We start from the raw sequence: 15,866 nt of genomic DNA, 5'->3' as shown, positions 1-15,866 counted from the left end.
TATGCATATTCTCGCCACCACATCCTCGTCTCTGGACGACCTGATCGAGCCGGTTGATCTCAACCAGCCCCGGTCGGATGTGGTGGTACTGTCTTTTTCGGCAAGCGATCTGGCCGGGCTGGAACAGGCCTGGCGGCGAACAGAGAGTGCGCTCCCCTCCCTGTCAGCCGCCAACCTCTCCGAGCTTCGACATCCCATGTCGGTCGATCTCTGGATCGAAAAGACGGCGGAACATGCCAGGGTTATTCTTATCCGGATTCTCGGCGGTGCGGAACGCTGGCGTTACGGCGTCGATCAGCTTTCCATTCTTGCGCGCAGGCGCTGCATCAAGCTTCTGCTTTTGCCGGGTGAGTGCAGCGAAAGGGACGAGAAACTCGAAGCGGCCTCGACCGTCGATCGGCGGATTTTGGCCTCGGTCCTCTCCTTCTTCCGTGAGGGCGGGCAGGAGAATATGGACCGGCTTGCCCTTGGTCTCGCCGCTCTTGCAAGGGGCGAGGCATGGCCGGATATTGAAGCTGAGCCGCTGCCGAAAGCCGGTTTTTACCGGCCCGGCAGGGGCGTTGTGGATAGGGCGGAAGCCTGCGCGGGTTTTCCCGACGGTGCGTCCCTTCTGCCCATCCTCTTTTACCGTTCCATGCTTCTGGCGGCAGATGCCGCACCGGTGGATGCGCTTTTCGAGGCGCTCTCGCGGCGCGGTTTTGCACCCTTGCCGATTTTTGTCAGCGGTCTGAAGGATGGCGAGGCGATCCGTTTCCTCGAAACGGTGCTGCCCGATCTGAAGCCCGCCGCCATCATTGCCGCCACCGCCTTCGCCAGCCAGACGGATGACGACGGCACAACCCTGTTCGACCGTCTCGGTGTACCGGTGTTTCAGGTGGTGATGGCGACGACGCGGCGGGACGGATGGGCGGAAAATGCGCGCGGTCTCAATCCCTCCGATCTCGCCATGCATGTCGTCCTGCCGGAACTGGATGGCCGGATTCTCGCCGGTGCGATTTCGTTCAAACAGGCGCGCATGGATGGCGGCGCGAGTTTGCTCAATGTACCCCAGGCCGATCGCGTCGAGCAGGTGGCAAATCGCATCGCCGCTTTCCTGCGGCTGAGGAATGCCCTTCCACGGGATCGCCGCATCGTCATTCTGATGCCGGATTATCCCGGTGCGGCGCCCGGACGAACCGGTTATGCCGTCGGTCTCGATGTGCCGCAAAGCGTTCTCGAAATGATGCAGGATCTCGCCGGGGCCGGTTATACGGTCAAGGATATTCCTAAGACTGCGCGGGCGCTGCTCGAGTGTGTCGAACAGCAGGAAGCGGCAATTGATCTTTCCACCTACGAGGCTTTTTTCTCCGCCTTGCCGTCGGCATCTGCCGGGGCCGTAAACGCGACATGGGGCGTGGCAACCGCTGACGATGCACTCGTCGATGGTGCATTCCGGTTCCGCGCCGCCCGTTTCGGTGAAGTATTCGTGGCGCTAGCGCCGGACAGGGGCCGCAATGAGGATCGTCGGGTGGACTACCACGACCCTGCCCTGCCGCCGCGCCACGCGCTTGTTGCTTTCGGTGCGTGGATGCAGCGGATTGCGGGTGCGAATGCCATCGTGCATGTGGGTGCGCACGGCACACTGGAATGGCTGCCCGGCAAAACGGTGGCGCTTTCCCGCAATTGTTTTCCCGAAATCGTCACCGGCTCGCTGCCGGTGGTTTATCCGTTTATCGTTTCCAATCCGGGCGAGGCGGCGGTCGCCAAGCGGCGGATCGCGGCCGTGACCATCGGCCATGTCCCGCCCGTGCTGGTCAATGCCGGGCTTTCGCCGGAACAGTCGGCGCTGGAGCAGCTGGTCGATGAATATGCGCAGGCGGATGGGCTGGATCGCCGCCGGCGTGACCGGCTGGCGAAACTGATCGTCGAAAAGGCGCTGGAGACCGGGCTTGCGGCGGAAGCGGGCGTGGCTGCGAAGGATGATGCCGATGCGGCCCTCTCACGCATCGATGCTTTTCTCTGCGACCTCAAGGATTTCGCCATCAAGGATGGCCAGCATGTTTTTGGCCGCTGTGCAAAAGGCGAGGCCGATCTTCTGAGGCTCGAAAGCGCTAAATCGGAAAAAGCTGCCCTGCTTGCCGCGCTCAATGGCCGGCATATCGTCCCCGGTCCTTCCGGCGCACCTGCGCGCGGGCGGCTCGATGTGCTGCCCACGGGCCGCAATCTGTATGCCGCCGATCCGCGCACCATGCCGACGCCGACGGCGTTCGAGCTGGGCCGCATGGCGGGCGAAGAAGTGCTGCGCCATCATCTGCAGTCCCATGGCGATTGGCCGAAACATCTGGTTTTCGATCTGTGGGGCAGCGCCAGCCTGCGCAATGGCGGTGAGGATGTGGCACAGGCGCTACATCTGATGGGGGCGAGACCGATCCACGACCCCGCCACCGGCCGGGTCACCGGTATCGAGGTTCTGCCGCCGGCGAGCCTGGGGCGGCCGCGAGTCGACGTCACCTTTCGCATTTCCGGCCTGTTCCGCGACATGTTCCCGGCGCTGATCGCGCTTCTCGACGCCGCCGCCAAGGCCGTCGCGCGGCGGGAGGAAGCGCCTGGCGACAATCCGCTTGCGGAAGAGGCCGCCACGCTTGGGCATATTCCGGCGCGCATTTTCGGCTCCGCGCCCGGCACCTATGGTGCCGGTATCGAAGAAAAGCTAGCCAGCGGGAAATGGGACGAACGCGAGGAGCTGGGGCAGGCCTATCTCGATGCGGCGAGCCACGCGTTCGGCGGTGCGGACGGGCTGGAGATTTTCGAAGATACCGGTTTTGTGGAGCTGGTCAGGCGCGCCGATCTTCTGGTTCATACCGGGGACGATCCGGGCCGCGACCTTCTGGACGGTTCTTCGGATGTCGCCTTCATCGGCGGTTTTTCCGCCGCGAAAGCTGTGCTTGGCGGCGTCGCCGATATTGTTGCGCTGGATACGACAGATCCGGCGCGCCCGCGTGCAAGGTCGATGGCGCAGGCGCTGACGCGGGTGGTGCGCGCGCGTGCCGTCAATCCCCGCTTCATTGCCGGCCAGATGCGGCACGGTCCGCGCGGGGCGGCGGAATTCCTCGAGACGGTGGACCGGTTGATCGGTTTTGCCGAAACCACCCATGCGGTGTCCTCCTCGTTGATCGAGGCGCTTTACGACGCCTATTTCGGCAATGGGGATGTGCGCGATTTCATCCTGCGGGAAAACCCGAAAGCGGCACAGGTGATGGCCGAACGCTTTTTATCCGCCCGCCGTCGCGGGCTGTGGCACAGCCGCCGCAACGCGGTGGATGCGGAACTTGAAATGCTGGTCCTTCCGCGCCCCCAAAGGGTGGAGGCGTGATGATGGCCGCTGCCGATCCAGTTCAGCCATTCGGCCGCCGTGGCCTCTGCCCGGCCCTGTCCGCTCCCATGCGCACCGGCGACGGTTTTTTGTCGCGGATCGCTTTCGAGGCGGATATCGATCCGCGTGACATTGTGGTGCTTTGTCAGCTTGCCGAGCGGCATGGCAACGGATTGATCGACATTACCGCCCGCGGCAGCATGCAATTTCGCGGCCTGACACCGGAAAGCGCCGGCGCTCTGGAAAAAGATGTGCTGGCGCTGGATTTGCCGCTGCGTGCGGGGCTCGCGGTCGAGACGTCGCCTCTCGCCGGTCGGGATGACGCGGAAATTGCCAATGGTGGTCCTCTCGCCGAGAAAATTCGAAAAGAAGCCTACAGGCTCGCTCTCCACGAAAAGCTTGCCGCTAAAATGTCTGTCGTCATTGATGGCGGCGGGCGCCTCTCCATGGAAGATTTGCTGGCCGATATTCGCCTGAAAGCTGTGTCGCTTGATGGGCGGACCGTCTGGCGATTGCTCGTGGGTGGACCGGAAAGCAGGGCGCTGAATGCCGGATTGGTCGAGACGGACACAGCGGCGGGTGTCGTCCTGTCGCTGCTCGTCTATCTGGTCGGCGAAGGGCCGTTTGCCCGTGGCCGCGATCTGGACCATTCGACGATAAAAGAAATCTGCGGTGATCGGCTGCTGGATCGGGTGATTGTGGATGACGCCAGGGCGGCTGCTGCGCCTCTGGGACTGATGATAACGGGAAAGGATCGCTTCGCAATTGCCGTCGCGCCTGCTTTCGGGCAAATCCGGGGCTGCGATTTGTCGCATCTCTGCGAAGCGGCCGGTACCCTCGGCATCAAGGCCCTGCGGCCAGCACCAAACCATAGCCTGCTATTCTTTGGATCGTCATCTGCCTGCGGCGGATTGCTTGAGATTGCAAGGGCGGCCGGTTTCATCACGACGGCAGGTGACGCGCGCTCTTCCATTGCCGCCTGTCCCGGCGCGCCGGGCTGCGCTTCGGCTTTTCTTCCCACCCATGAGTTGGCCGCCTTTGCGTCTAAGGAATGCGCCTCGTTGCTGGATGGCTCCTTCACGCTGCATATTTCCGGCTGCGGCAAAGGTTGTGCGCACCCAGCGCCGTCGCTTCTCACTTTTTCCGGCACCGCCGATGGCCTGGCCTTTTCGATTTCGGGTCGCGCCGGTGACCTGCCGGATGGCATTTTACCTTTCCAGCAGCAGAGGACGGCGCTTTCGCGGCTTGCCCGTCTTTACGAAAAAGAACATAAGCCCGGGGAAAACGCCGCCACCCTGTTTGCCCGGCTGGGCAAACAGGCGATCGGTGCGGCGCTTCGACAGGATAACCGATGACCGACTATGACTATATTCGCGACGGCAATGCGATCTATGAGCGCTCCTTCGCCATCATTCGCGAAGAAGCGGACTTATCCGCCTTTACCGAAGAGCAGGCGGATATCGCCATTCGCATGATCCACGCCTGCGGGCAGGTGGAGGCAGCCAGCCATTTCCGCTTTTCGTCGGATTTTGTTGCCGCGGCACGCGGTGCTCTACGAGCCGGCAAGCCTGTTCTCTGCGATGCGGAAATGGTTGCCCATGGCGTGACGCGCGCCCGCCTTCCGGCTGACAATGATGTGGTTTGCACTCTTCGCGATCCCCGCACGCCGGAGCTGGCGAAAAAGATTGGCAACACCCGTTCCGCCGCCGCGCTCGATCTTTGGGCAGAGAAGCTGGACGGCGCTCTCGTTGCCATTGGCAATGCGCCGACTGCACTGTTCTACTTGCTTGAGATGCTGGAAAAAGGCGCCGCACGTCCGGCCGCCATCATCGGCATGCCCGTCGGCTTTGTCGGTGCGGCGGAATCGAAGGATGCGCTGGAGGCAAGTTCGCTCGGCATTCCCTATGCCATCGTCAAGGGACGCATGGGTGGTTCGGCGATGACGGCTGCCGCCATCAACGCCGTTGCGAGGGCTGGCCTGTGAGCGCGGCTCTTTTCGAACATCCGAAGGGTAAACTCGTGGGCGTCGGCACCGGCCCCGGCGATCCCGAGCTTCTGACGCTGAAGGCTGTCCGCGCCATTGAAAATGCCGATGTGCTTGCCTTCTTCTGCAAGAAAGGCAGCAGCGGCAACGGTCGCGGTATTGTCGAAGCTTTCATCCGGCCCGGAACGCTGGAAATGCCGCTGGTCTATCCGGTAACCGTCGAAAGCGATAAAAACGGCAACGATTACCGCGATGCCATCGCCGCCTTTTTCGATCAATCGGCGAAGGACATCGCTGTGCATCTCGAAGCCGGGCGCAATGTCGCCGTGCTGTCGGAAGGCGATCCGCTGTTTTACGGTTCTTATATGCACCTTCATCTGCGGCTTGCGCCGTCTTACCCGGCGGAAGTCGTTGCTGGCATCACGGCCATGTCCGGCTGCTGGTCCATGGCCGGTCTGCCGCTGGTGCAGGGCGACGATATTTTGAGCGTGCTTCCCGGCACGCTCGGCGAAGATGTGCTGACGGAACGTCTATCCGGCACGGATGGCGCGGTGATCATGAAGGTGGGGCGCAACCTGCCGAAGATTCGCCGGGCGCTGGAAAAGGCCGGTAAGCTTGAAGACGCGCTTTATGTCGAGCGCGGCACAATGGCCAACAGCCATGCGGTGCGGCTCATCGAACGCGATACATCGCCTGCCCCCTATTTTTCGCTGGTTCTGGTGCCGGGCTGGAAAACCAGACCCTCTGCTGGTGAAAAGCCATGACGGGCAGGCTGGTCGTTGTCGGCCTCGGCCCCGGCAGTGCGGTGCAGGTAACACCGGAGGCGCTTGTCGCCGTCGAGGCGTCGGAGGATTTCTTCGGCTATATTCCCTATCTCGACCGTCTATCGCTGAGACCCGATCAACGCCGCCATGCTTCGGACAATCGTGAGGAAATCTCACGCGCCGAACAGGCGCTGCGGCTTGCGTCTTCCGGCGGCAAAGTCTGTGTGGTGTCCGGCGGCGATCCCGGTGTTTTCGCCATGGCGGCTGCGGTTTGCGAGGCGATCGAAAGTGGCCCCGCCGAATGGCGCGATATCGATTTCTCCGTCGTGCCGGGTGTGACTGCCATGCTGGCCGTGGCAGCAAAGGCCGGCGCGCCGCTTGGCCATGATTTCTGCGCCATTTCGCTGTCGGATAATCTGAAACCCTGGGGCATCATTGAAAAACGGCTGATCGCGGCGGCGGAAGCAGGCTTTGTGATGGCTTTCTACAATCCCGTCAGCAAGTCGCGGCCGCACCAGCTAGGTACCGCTTTTGATCTATTGCGGGCGCATTTGCCCGGTTCAGTGCCGGTGATTTTCGGTCGTGCGGCAGGCCGGGTGGATGAGCGTATCCGGGTCGTGCCTCTATCGGAAGCCTCAAGCGATATGGCGGATATGGCCACCTGCATCATCGTCGGCTCGGTTGAAACCCGTCTGATCGAACGTTCCGGCAAAGAACCGCTGGTTTATTCGCCGCGTTTTTCGAGAAGAGAGAGCTGATGGCGAATGGCGGTGAGCGCAGCGGCAATATCCGGCACGGTCGTGCCATCCGGGGACGCCTCGTTTTGCTGTCGCGGCCGCTCGATCATGATGACCGGCAGGCCGAGCCGTCGCGCTGCTTCGATCTTGCCATAGCTCGCGCTGCCACCGGAGTTTTTCGAGACCACCGTCTCGATGCGGTTTTCTTCCAGTATGCGGATTTCGTCGTCCAACGAAAAGGGGCCGCGCGCGGTAATATAGCGCGCATGCGGCAGTTTCAGTGGCGGCTCCACCGGATCGACGCTGCGGATGAGATAGTTGTGCTGGGGCGCGGCTTCGAAAGGAAGAAGCTCCTGCCGTCCCAAAGCCAGAAACACGCGTTTGCCTTCGCTGCCGAGCGCGGTGACAGCCTGTTCGACAGTGTCGACCTCATGCCACCTGTCACCCGGCTGGCGCTGCCAAGCAGGACGCGAAAGGACGACCAGCGGAACTTTGGCAAGCCCTGCTGCCTCAATGGCATTGGCGGAAATCTTTGCCGCATAGGGATGGGTGGCGTCCACCAGAATATCGAAACCCCCGGTGCGAATAAAATCCGCAAGACCGCCCGCGCCGCCAAAACCGCCGCTGCGCACTGGCACCGGCTGTTCGACCGGCGAGAGCGTGCGACCGGCCATGGAGAGCAGAATTCGGTAGCCGGATTCTTCGGCCAGCCTGCCGGCCAGAATGCGGGCATCCGCCGTGCCGCCAAGGATGAGTATGGAGCGTGTCATGACGTCTGAATATTCCGGAACGGGCGATGCTTCCACCGAAAAGAAAGAAAAGCCGTGGCTTGCCATCGTCGGCATTGGCGAGGATGGGCTTAAGGGGCTGGGCCGGAATGCGGTAGAGGCGATAGAGGCGGCCGAGGTGGTTTTCGGCGGCAGACGCCATCTGGAACTGGCGGCTACGGCCATTCGTGGTGAAGCACGGCGCTGGCCGGTGCCGTTCGACACGGATATGGGCGATGTCGTAGCGCTGCGTGGCAAGCGGGTTTGCGTGCTGGCTTCCGGCGATCCGTTCTTTTATGGCGTCGGTGTTACGCTTCTGCGCCGTATCGAGGCGGGTGAGACAGTTTGTTATCCCTCGCCCTCTGCTTTCTCGCTGGCCGCCGCACGGCTTGGCTGGGCGCTGCAAGCGGTCGACTGCGTTTCGCTGCACGGACGTTCCATCGATCTCCTGCGGACTTATCTCCAAACCGGTGCACGCATTATCGCGCTCACCTCGGACGCTCACGCCCCGGCCTTGATAGCGGAATTGTTGTCCGATTTGGGTTTCGGCCAGTCGGAATTCATTTTGCTCGAAGCCTTGGGTGGAGAGCGGGAGAGGCGGCGGCAGGTCAAGGCGGCTGATTTTACGTTTGCTGATATTGATGCACTGAATGTGGTGGCGATTGATGTCGTGGCGAATGAACGTGCGCGCGTTCTGCCTTTCACATCTGGGCTTGATGACAGCCTGTTCGAACATGACGGGCAAATCACCAAGCGTGAAATCCGCGCCGTGACACTTTCCTCTCTTGCCCCACGGCGGGGTGAGTTGCTGTGGGATATCGGTGCCGGTTCGGGTTCGATCGGCATAGAATGGATGCTGTCGCACCCCTCCCTCCGCGCCATCGCCATAGAACAACACCCGGAAAGGGCGGAGCGTATCGCCCGCAATGCCGAAGCTTTCGGTGTGCCGGGGCTTGAGGTCATGATCGGCGCGGCCCCTGCAGCTTTTGAAGGCTTGCCTCAGCCGGATGCTATTTTTATCGGCGGTGGCGGCAGTGAAGCGGGCGTGCTCGAGGGGGCTATGGAGGCCCTGAAACCGGGTGGGCGGCTGGTCGCCAATGCGGTGACGCTGGAAATGGAGGCGGTGCTGCTTGCCGCCCATGCGCGGCACGGCGGATCGATGATCCGTCTGGATGTGTCGCGGGTGACGGCTGTCGGTTCCATGTCGGGTTGGCGTCCGGCAATGCCGGTGACGCAATGGAGCTGGAACAAGCCATGGTGACAGTGGCTGGCATAGGTTGTCGCAGAGGCACGGGTGCTGCTGCTGTCATTGCCGCCGTGCGTGCTGCGGAGCATGCTTTTGGCATGATGGCGGAATGCTTAGCGACTGCGCCGCTCAAAGCCGATGAAGCCGGTCTCGTGGAGGCGGCGAAGAGCTTGTCGCTGTCGCTTGAAATCGTATCGCAGGAACGGCTTGAGGCGGTTGCTTCGAAAATAATGACATTTTCACAGGCAAGCCTTGATCATGCCGGCTCGCCGAGCGTGAGCGAAGCGGCGGCGCTTGCCGCCGCTGGCGAGAATGCAAGGTTGGTCGCGCCGCGTCTTGTGGTTGGCGATGTGACGGTGGCCATCGCAACAACTGACGATGCCTCACCTGATAGCGGCTGCGCCATCGAACATGGAGAACAATAATGACGGTTCATTTCATCGGCGCCGGTCCGGGTGCCGCCGATCTTATTACGGTGCGCGGGCGCGATCTTATCGCCGCCTGCCCGGTGTGCCTTTATGCCGGCTCGCTGGTTCCGAAGGCGCTCATCGATTATTGCCCGCCGGGTGCACGGATCGTCGATACGGCAGCGCTCTCGCTTGACGAGATCGAGGCGGAATTCGTGGCCGCAGCAAAGGCCGGCAAGGATGTGGCGCGGCTGCATTCCGGCGACCTTTCCGTCTGGAGCGCCATGGGCGAGCAGATCCGCCGGCTGGAGCGGCTGGGTCTCGATTATACCGTCACGCCCGGCGTGCCCTCCTTTGCCGCTGCGGCCGCCACTTTGCAGCGGGAACTGACGGTGCCGGAAGTGGCGCAGAGCCTTGTGCTGACCCGCATTTCCGGGCGCGCATCGAAGATGCCTGACGGTGAGACGCTGAAGGCTTTCGGTGCGACGGGCGCGACGCTCGCCGTCCATCTCGCCATTCATGCCATCGGCAAGGTGGTGGAAGAGCTGACGCCACTTTACGGCTCCGATTGCCCGGTCGCCATCGTCGTTCGCGCCTCCTGGCCGGATGAGCGGGTCATTCGCGGCACGCTGTTCGACATTGAGGACAAGCTCGCCGCCGAACCGGTGGAGCGGACTGCCCTGATCTTCGTCGGGCGTGGGCTTGCCTCCACGGATTTTCGCGAAAGCGCGCTTTATAGCACCGACTATGTCCGGCGGTTCCGCTCTCCGAAGGACGATGCGAAAGGCTGATGCGACGGCGTGGAGGCGGTGCGGCCCTTGAGCGCGCCCTGACGATCGAACACCAGAATATCGAGCGCAATGGCTGGCGTCTTCAGCGCCGCCGCTGCGGTTACCCAGGCTTTTTCCGCCACGATCGCGCCGAGGTCTATCCCCGCGTGTTCGGCGAGCTCAAAGGCGTGCGCGACCATGTTGGCCTGACGAATGGCAATGGCGAGATTTTCATCTCCTCCGGCTTCCGTCGCCAATGCCGCCAGCGCATCGAGATCGGCGAGACCCTTCTTGGAGTGTACATCGAGCATGCCTTGGGCGAGCTTGGTCATCTTGGCGACGCCGCCGGCAATCGTCACCCGCTCGACGGGGTGGCTGCGCAGATATTTCAGCATGCCGCCGATGAAATCGCCCATATCGATCAGCGCGGTTTCCGGCAGATCGTAAAGCGCCTGCCCGGCTTTTTCGGAGGTGTTGCCGGTGGCGCCCAGCACATGGGTGCAGCCGGTGGCGCGCGCCACATCGATGCCGCGCCAGATGGAGTGGATCCAGGCGGAACAGGAAAAGGGAATGACGATGCCGGTGGTGCCGAGGATGGAAATGCCGCCGACGATGCCGAGCCTGCCGTTCAGGGTTTTTTCCGCCAGTTTCTCGCCATCGCGGACGGAAATCTCGACCTCGAAATCGGCCTCTTCGCCAGCCACTTCGCGAATGGCGGTTTCGATCATCTTGCGTGGTACGGGATTGATGGCGGGTTCTCCCGGCGGCAGGGGCAGGCCCGGCCGGGTGATGGTGCCGACGCCCTTTCCGGCCTTGAAGGTGATGCCGCTTCCCGGTTGACCGCGTTTGACCGTGCTTTCGATCAGCGCACCGTGGGTAACATCCGGATCGTCTCCCGCGTCCTTGACGACGCCGGCGCGGGCGAAGTTTTCGCCCTTTTCCTCGGTGGCGAGGGAAAATGCCGGCCTCGCGCCGCTTGGAAGTTCGACCTCGACAGGGTAAGGAAACTCGCCGGTCAGAAGGGCGGCGCAGGCCGCCTTCGTGGCGGCTGCCGCGCAGGTGCCCGTGGTCCAGCCGCGGCGAAGGGTCTTTCCATCCGTATCCATATGAATTTCTATAGCCGGGACGGCTTTTTCCGTCATCGTTAAAAAGCAGCCAAGAAGAATGTCGATAGCGCAGATTTTGAACAGCATTGCCGCAAAAGGTCCGGTCTTCGAGGCCGGCCACGTCTGGCTCGCGGGCGCAGGGCCGGGCGATGTGCGTTATCTGACGCTGGAAGTGGCGCTCGCGCTGTCTCAGGCCGATATCATCGTGCGCGATGCGCTGGTGAGCGACGAAGTCGTTGCCCTCGGTCCGCAGGCAGAGATTGTTTTTGCGGGCAAAAGGGGTGGCAAGCCCTCCGCGACACAGGACGATATTACCGCTTCGCTGATCGATTTCGCCGGCCAGGGCAAAAAGGTGCTGCGGCTGAAGGGCGGTGATCCCTTTATTTTCGGGCGCGGCGGCGAAGAGGCGGAGGCGCTTGTCCAAGCCGGCATTCCGTTTCGCATATTGCCGGGCATGACCTCGTCGTTCACCGCGCTTGCTTCCGCCCGCATCCCCGCCACCATGCGCGGCATCAGCCGCGCCGTAACGCTGGCCACGGGCCACGCGGCGGGCACCGAAGAGGATCTGGACTGGCTGGCGCTGGCGAAAACACGGGAACCCATCGTCGTTTACATGGGGCTGAAGAATATCGGCACGATCGCCAGCCTCTTGATGCAGGGTGCCCGTTCCGGCGAAACGCCGGTCGCCGTCATCATGTCGGCAACGACGGCGCAGGAGCGGATTTTCATCGGCTCGCTGGAAAGCATAGCTGACGATGCAAAGCGGGAAAATTTCGAAGCACCGGCTTTGATCGTCATCGGCGAGATTGTTTCGATGCGGGCGCGTCTTGGAGTTTCCGGTTCATGACGGCGCGGGCGATCATCATCGGTGCGCCGCGCTCGGGCTCCGGCAAGACCAGCGTGACTATCGGCCTGCTCCGGGCCTTTGCCCGACGCGGTATCAAGGTGCGCGGCATCAAGACAGGACCTGACTACATCGATCCCGGTTTCCATGCCTTCGCCACCGGCACATCAGGTCTTAATCTGGATAGCTGGGCCATGCGGCCGGAATTGCTGCGGTATCTGTTTTCGCAGCAGACCGGGGATGCGGAACTTGTTCTGATCGAAAGCGCCATGGGCCTGTTCGACGGTATTCCGGTTGCGGAAAATCGCACGGGTTCGGCCGCGGATCTGGCGCGGCTGTTCGGCATTCCCGTGCTGCTGGTGCTCGACGTATCCGGCCAGTCGCAGACGGCCGCTGCCATCGCCCATGGTTTTGCCCACTACGATCCGGCCGTTACCATGGCGGCGGCGGTGCTGAACCGGGCGGGCAGCGAAAGACACCGGACGCTGTGCACGGAAGCCATCGAAAAAATCGGCCTTCCCGTTGTCGGCTGCATGCTGCGTGATCCGTCGCTCATCCTGCCCGAACGGCATCTGGGGCTGGTGCAGGCCAGCGAACATCCGGAAATCGATGCGCATATCGAACGGCTGGCGGATGCGATGGAAAAATCCATCGATCTCGATGCCCTGCTTTCTCTCGCCGCGCCGGTGAATGTGCCTTCCGGCTCGGTGGACACGGCGATTGCGCCGCCCGGCCAGCGCATCGCGCTGGCAGAGGATGCGGCGTTCACTTTCCTTTATCCGCATCTCAGGAAGCATTGGCAGGCGGCCGGGGCCGAGATCGTGCCATTCTCCCCGCTCGCGGATGAGGCGCCCGACGGGAGCTGCGATATTTGTTGGTTGCCGGGTGGGTATCCCGAGCTTTTTGCCGGAAAGCTTGCGGATGCGGCTGGTTTCAAGGCTGGTATTGCCCGCTTTGCTGCGACAAAGCCTGTTCATGGCGAGTGCGGCGGCTACATGGTGCTCGGAGAGGCGCTGGAAGATGCGGATGGGGTGACCCATGCCATGACCGGGCTTCTGTCGCATGCCACCAGCTTTGCGACGCGCAAGATGAATCTCGGCTACCGGCAGGCAACAATCGCGGCAAGCGGACCGCTTGGCGCGGCGGGTGATGTTCTGCGCGGCCATGAATTCCATTATGCGCGGGTTACCGATCCTGGCCGCGATGAACCCTTCGCCCAGATTGCGGACGGGCAGGGTCGTCCGCTCGGGCCATCGGGCGGCAGGAGAGGTCTTGTCTCGGGGACTTTTTTCCACGCCATCGCCAGAGGCGGTTGATCGTTTCCGGGGTGTTGTCCGAGGACCTGCGGCAAAGTGGACCAAGCTGTGAAAGTTTGTAGGCCTGGATCACGGGAAAGTGCTATAGATTTCTTTATAGGGCATGGAAGCGCGGAGTTATCTCCCGTGATCCATGCTCGGTGAAGCGTGGCGGGACCGAAAGCCGCTTCATATTTTTCGGTCCGAACCTGCTCTCGCGCATTTATATCGAGCGTGCCTACCGATGATGAAACCCGGATTTTTTGTCTCCGCTGCTCTTGCCGCATCCATTCTGCTGGCCCCCTTGGGCACCGGTGTCGATGGTATGGCTGCCCATGGCGGTGAAGACTATGCGACGCTGGAAAAGCTCGGTGCGGCACTGTTCGACGATCCCAGCCTTTCGATGAACCGCACCATGGCCTGTTCCACCTGCCACATGCAGGCCGTCGGTTTTTCCGATGCGCGGGAGAGCGATAAGGTGGGGCGGGACGTATCGCTTGGCGATGACGGTATTTCACTGGGTGACCGCAACGCGCCGACTGCAGCTTATGCCCGCTTCACGCCGCCTTTCGGCAGGAATGCGGCGGGCGAGTATGTCGGCGGGCAGTTCTGGGATGGCCGCGCCTCCCTGCTTGAAGATCAGGCGGGCGGTCCGCCCCTCAATCCCCTCGAAATGGGCATGCCGGACAAGGCCTCGGTCGTCAAACGGCTCAGGGAAAACCCGGATTATGTCGCGGCTTTCGGCACGCAGTTCGGCAAGGATGTTTTTGAGAGCGACGACACTGCCTATGCCGCGATGACGAAGGCGCTGGCGAGCTTCGAGCGCTCCGATGAATTTTCCACTTTCGATTCCAAATATGACCGTTTCCTGCGCGGTGAGGAGAAGCTGACCGATCAGGAAGAGCTGGGTCGGGTCCTGATCTCTTCGACGCAATTCACCAATTGCAATACCTGCCATGAAATCCGTGGCGCAAGGGGCCTGGAAGACGGCCTCTTCACCAACCACAAATATTTCAACATCGGCGTTCCCGCCAATATATCGGTTCGGGCCGTGAACGGCTCCAAGCCGGGCGCGCTCGATCTGGGTCTGGCGCAAAATCCTGAAGTTGCCGGCGATGCCGCCCAGCGTGGCAAGTTCAAGGTGCCGACGCTGCGCAATGTCGCCGTCACCGGTCCTTACATGCACAATGGCGTGTTCAAGGATTTGCGCACGGTGGTGCTGTTTTATGTGAAATATAAAAGCAAGAAACCGAGCCGCCAGATCAATCCTGAAACGGGCAAGACGTGGGATGCGCCGGAAGTGCCTGAAAATATCGCCATGGCGGAACTGACATCCGCGCCGGCGCTGGACGACAAGCGCGTGGACGCCATCGTCGCCTTTCTGAAGACGCTGACTGACAAAAGATACGAGCATCTTCTGCCGAAGGAAGATGGGCAGGCGAAGGTGCCGCCTGCCCAGCCGGTTTCGTCCAGCGTTACGCCGAAAGCGCCTTGAATTCGGCGAGAACCGCGTCACCCATTTCAGAGGTTCCGACCTGACGGCTGCCCTCGGCCATGATGTCGGCGGTGCGGATGCCTTTGTCGAGCACGTTTGCGATCGCTGCTTCGAGCTTTGTTGCCTCATCCACCATGTTGAACGAGTAACGCAGGCACATGGCGAAGGACGCGATCATGGCGATGGGGTTGGCGATGCCCTTGCCGGCAATATCCGGGGCCGAACCGTGGACCGGCTCATACATGGCCTTGCGCTTGCCTGTCTTGGCGTCAGGCGCGCCAAGCGAAGCGGAGGGCAGCATACCGAGCGAGCCGGTCAGCATGGCGGCGACGTCGGAGAGCATGTCGCCGAAGAGGTTGTCGGTCACGATCACATCGAACTGCTTGGGCTTGCGCACCAGCTGCATGCCGCCGGCATCGGCCAGCATATGTTCCAGCTGAACATCCCTGAACTTGGCGGCGTGGGTTTCGGTGACCACCTGGTTCCACAGAACGCCGGATTTCATCACGTTGCGCTTTTCCATCGAGCAGACGCGGTTGTCGCGGGTGCGGGCCAGTTCGAAAGCGACGCTGGCGATGCGCTCGATTTCGAAAGTGTCGTAGATCTGCGTGTCGATGCCGCGCTTCTGGCCGTTGCCGAGATCGATGATCTGCTTCGGCTCACCGAAATAAACGCCGCCCGTCAGCTCGCGGACGATGAGGATATCGAGGCCTTCGACCAGTTCCGGCTTCAGCGAAGAGGCTGCGGCAAGTGCCGGATAGCAGATGGCCGGGCGCAGATTGGCGAAGAGTTCCAGATCCTTGCGCAGACGCAGCAGGCCGGCTTCCGGGCGGTGCTCGTAGGGGACGCCATCCCATTTCGGGCCGCCAACGGCGCCGAACAGGATCGCATCGGCAGCTAGCGCCTTTTCCATATCCGCATCGGAAATCGCCACGCCATGGGCGTCATAGGCAGAGCCGCCGACCAGACCTTCCGAGACGGTGAAACCGGCATTGTGCGCGCTGTTCATATAATCGATCAGCTTGCGGACTTCGGCCATGGCTTCGGGGCCGATACCGTCACCGGGCAGAAGGAAAAGCGAGCGGACTGTCATGATAAA

At 62.1% G+C, this 15,866-nt stretch carries 14 protein-coding genes; 11 read left to right on the top strand and 3 right to left on the bottom strand.

All coding sequences use genetic code 11. The annotated features are described in order from the left end of the window. Position 1 precedes the first annotated feature (1 nt). Genes cobN through ACQZ5K_RS11475 form a run of 5 tightly spaced genes read left to right on the top strand, consistent with a single transcriptional unit; the run spans position 2 to position 6,858 of the window. Positions 2-3,352, top strand: a complete 3,351-nt coding sequence (cobN, locus tag ACQZ5K_RS11495) for a cobaltochelatase subunit CobN (RefSeq protein WP_448740412.1) — start codon at positions 2-4, stop codon at positions 3,350-3,352. Continuing rightward, positions 3,352-4,707 carry a precorrin-3B synthase gene (gene cobG, locus ACQZ5K_RS11490; protein ID WP_448740411.1) on the top strand — a complete coding sequence of 452 codons (1,356 nt, stop codon included), beginning with the start codon at positions 3,352-3,354 and terminating at the stop codon, positions 4,705-4,707. The genes cobN and cobG overlap by 1 nt, the downstream gene beginning before the upstream one ends. Then, on the top strand, positions 4,704-5,336 hold the full coding sequence (locus ACQZ5K_RS11485; RefSeq protein ID WP_448740410.1) for a precorrin-8X methylmutase: 633 nt from the start codon (positions 4,704-4,706) through the stop codon (positions 5,334-5,336). The genes cobG and ACQZ5K_RS11485 overlap by 4 nt, the downstream gene beginning before the upstream one ends. After that, positions 5,333-6,100 carry a precorrin-2 C(20)-methyltransferase gene (locus ACQZ5K_RS11480; protein ID WP_080856889.1) on the top strand — a complete coding sequence of 256 codons (768 nt, stop codon included), beginning with the start codon at positions 5,333-5,335 and terminating at the stop codon, positions 6,098-6,100. The genes ACQZ5K_RS11485 and ACQZ5K_RS11480 overlap by 4 nt, the downstream gene beginning before the upstream one ends. Beyond that, the gene (locus ACQZ5K_RS11475; RefSeq protein ID WP_448740409.1) at positions 6,097-6,858 is read left to right on the top strand and encodes a precorrin-3B C(17)-methyltransferase; all 762 of its coding nucleotides are present in this window, start codon (positions 6,097-6,099) and stop codon (positions 6,856-6,858) included. The genes ACQZ5K_RS11480 and ACQZ5K_RS11475 overlap by 4 nt, the downstream gene beginning before the upstream one ends. Here ACQZ5K_RS11475 and ACQZ5K_RS11470 read toward each other — a convergent pair. Next, the gene (locus ACQZ5K_RS11470; protein ID WP_448740408.1) at positions 6,825-7,607 is read right to left on the bottom strand and encodes a cobalt-precorrin-6A reductase; all 783 of its coding nucleotides are present in this window, start codon (positions 7,605-7,607) and stop codon (positions 6,825-6,827) included. The two genes, ACQZ5K_RS11475 and ACQZ5K_RS11470, sit on opposite strands and share 34 nt — an antisense overlap. Between ACQZ5K_RS11470 and cbiE the strand changes: the two genes are divergently transcribed. Genes cbiE through cobM form a run of 3 tightly spaced genes read left to right on the top strand, consistent with a single transcriptional unit; the run spans position 7,606 to position 10,048 of the window. Further along, entirely contained in the window at positions 7,606-8,865 is a 1,260-nt protein-coding gene (gene cbiE / locus ACQZ5K_RS11465) for a precorrin-6y C5,15-methyltransferase (decarboxylating) subunit CbiE (protein ID WP_448740407.1), read from the top strand. The genes ACQZ5K_RS11470 and cbiE overlap by 2 nt on opposite strands. Then, positions 8,859-9,275, top strand: coding sequence for a cobalamin biosynthesis protein (locus tag ACQZ5K_RS11460; protein ID WP_448740406.1), 417 nt, complete (start codon positions 8,859-8,861; stop codon positions 9,273-9,275). Before cbiE ends, ACQZ5K_RS11460 begins: the two co-directional genes overlap by 7 nt. Next, entirely contained in the window at positions 9,275-10,048 is a 774-nt protein-coding gene (cobM, locus tag ACQZ5K_RS11455) for a precorrin-4 C(11)-methyltransferase (protein ID WP_448740405.1), read from the top strand. The genes ACQZ5K_RS11460 and cobM overlap by 1 nt, the downstream gene beginning before the upstream one ends. On the opposite strand, the gene ACQZ5K_RS11450 is transcribed toward cobM, so the two are convergent. After that, a complete protein-coding gene (locus ACQZ5K_RS11450) occupies positions 10,003-11,133 on the bottom strand; it encodes a cobalt-precorrin-5B (C(1))-methyltransferase (RefSeq protein ID WP_448740404.1) in 1,131 nt (376 codons plus the stop codon). The two genes, cobM and ACQZ5K_RS11450, sit on opposite strands and share 46 nt — an antisense overlap. Before the next feature lie 58 nt (positions 11,134-11,191). Here ACQZ5K_RS11450 and cobA point away from each other — a divergent pair, with 58 nt between their 5' ends. The 3 genes from cobA to ACQZ5K_RS11435 all read left to right on the top strand — a co-directional run bounded on the left by cobA (position 11,192) and on the right by ACQZ5K_RS11435 (position 14,767). Continuing rightward, complete coding sequence (cobA, locus tag ACQZ5K_RS11445) at positions 11,192-11,980, top strand: uroporphyrinogen-III C-methyltransferase (RefSeq protein ID WP_448740403.1); 789 nt, start codon at positions 11,192-11,194, stop codon at positions 11,978-11,980. Further along, positions 11,977-13,293 (top strand): cobyrinate a,c-diamide synthase, encoded by a 1,317-nt coding sequence (locus tag ACQZ5K_RS11440; protein ID WP_448740402.1) that lies wholly within the window; start codon positions 11,977-11,979, stop codon positions 13,291-13,293. The genes cobA and ACQZ5K_RS11440 overlap by 4 nt, the downstream gene beginning before the upstream one ends. Positions 13,294-13,516: 223 nt before the next feature. Beyond that, a complete protein-coding gene (locus tag ACQZ5K_RS11435; protein ID WP_448740401.1) occupies positions 13,517-14,767 on the top strand; it encodes a cytochrome-c peroxidase in 1,251 nt (416 codons plus the stop codon). On the opposite strand, the gene leuB is transcribed toward ACQZ5K_RS11435, so the two are convergent. Then, positions 14,748-15,860, bottom strand: coding sequence for a 3-isopropylmalate dehydrogenase (gene leuB / locus ACQZ5K_RS11430; protein WP_031233748.1), 1,113 nt, complete (start codon positions 15,858-15,860; stop codon positions 14,748-14,750). The genes ACQZ5K_RS11435 and leuB overlap by 20 nt on opposite strands. Positions 15,861-15,866: the final 6 nt, after the last annotated feature.

The sequence above is a fragment of the Agrobacterium sp. 22-226-1 genome (assembly GCF_053522345.1).
The sequence above is the reverse complement of the archived record's forward strand: the minus strand, read 5'-3'. Positions and strand labels throughout refer to the sequence as shown.

What these genes read in the sequence shown, in the direction of transcription:
- cobN (WP_448740412.1), top strand. Translation starts at nt 2, where the DNA reads ATGCATATTCTCGCCACCACATCCTCGTCTCTGGACGACCTGATCGAG.
- cobG (WP_448740411.1), top strand. Translation starts at nt 3,352, where the DNA reads ATGATGGCCGCTGCCGATCCAGTTCAGCCATTCGGCCGCCGTGGCCTC.
- ACQZ5K_RS11485 (WP_448740410.1), top strand. Translation starts at nt 4,704, where the DNA reads ATGACCGACTATGACTATATTCGCGACGGCAATGCGATCTATGAGCGC.
- ACQZ5K_RS11475 (WP_448740409.1), top strand. Translation starts at nt 6,097, where the DNA reads ATGACGGGCAGGCTGGTCGTTGTCGGCCTCGGCCCCGGCAGTGCGGTG.
- cbiE (WP_448740407.1), top strand. Translation starts at nt 7,606, where the DNA reads ATGACGTCTGAATATTCCGGAACGGGCGATGCTTCCACCGAAAAGAAA.
- ACQZ5K_RS11470 (WP_448740408.1), bottom strand. Translation starts at nt 7,607, where the DNA reads ATGACACGCTCCATACTCATCCTTGGCGGCACGGCGGATGCCCGCATT.
- ACQZ5K_RS11460 (WP_448740406.1), top strand. Translation starts at nt 8,859, where the DNA reads ATGGTGACAGTGGCTGGCATAGGTTGTCGCAGAGGCACGGGTGCTGCT.
- cobM (WP_448740405.1), top strand. Translation starts at nt 9,275, where the DNA reads ATGACGGTTCATTTCATCGGCGCCGGTCCGGGTGCCGCCGATCTTATT.
- ACQZ5K_RS11450 (WP_448740404.1), bottom strand. Translation starts at nt 11,133, where the DNA reads ATGGATACGGATGGAAAGACCCTTCGCCGCGGCTGGACCACGGGCACC.
- cobA (WP_448740403.1), top strand. Translation starts at nt 11,192, where the DNA reads ATGTCGATAGCGCAGATTTTGAACAGCATTGCCGCAAAAGGTCCGGTC.
- ACQZ5K_RS11440 (WP_448740402.1), top strand. Translation starts at nt 11,977, where the DNA reads ATGACGGCGCGGGCGATCATCATCGGTGCGCCGCGCTCGGGCTCCGGC.
- ACQZ5K_RS11435 (WP_448740401.1), top strand. Translation starts at nt 13,517, where the DNA reads ATGATGAAACCCGGATTTTTTGTCTCCGCTGCTCTTGCCGCATCCATT.
- leuB (WP_031233748.1), bottom strand. Translation starts at nt 15,860, where the DNA reads ATGACAGTCCGCTCGCTTTTCCTTCTGCCCGGTGACGGTATCGGCCCC.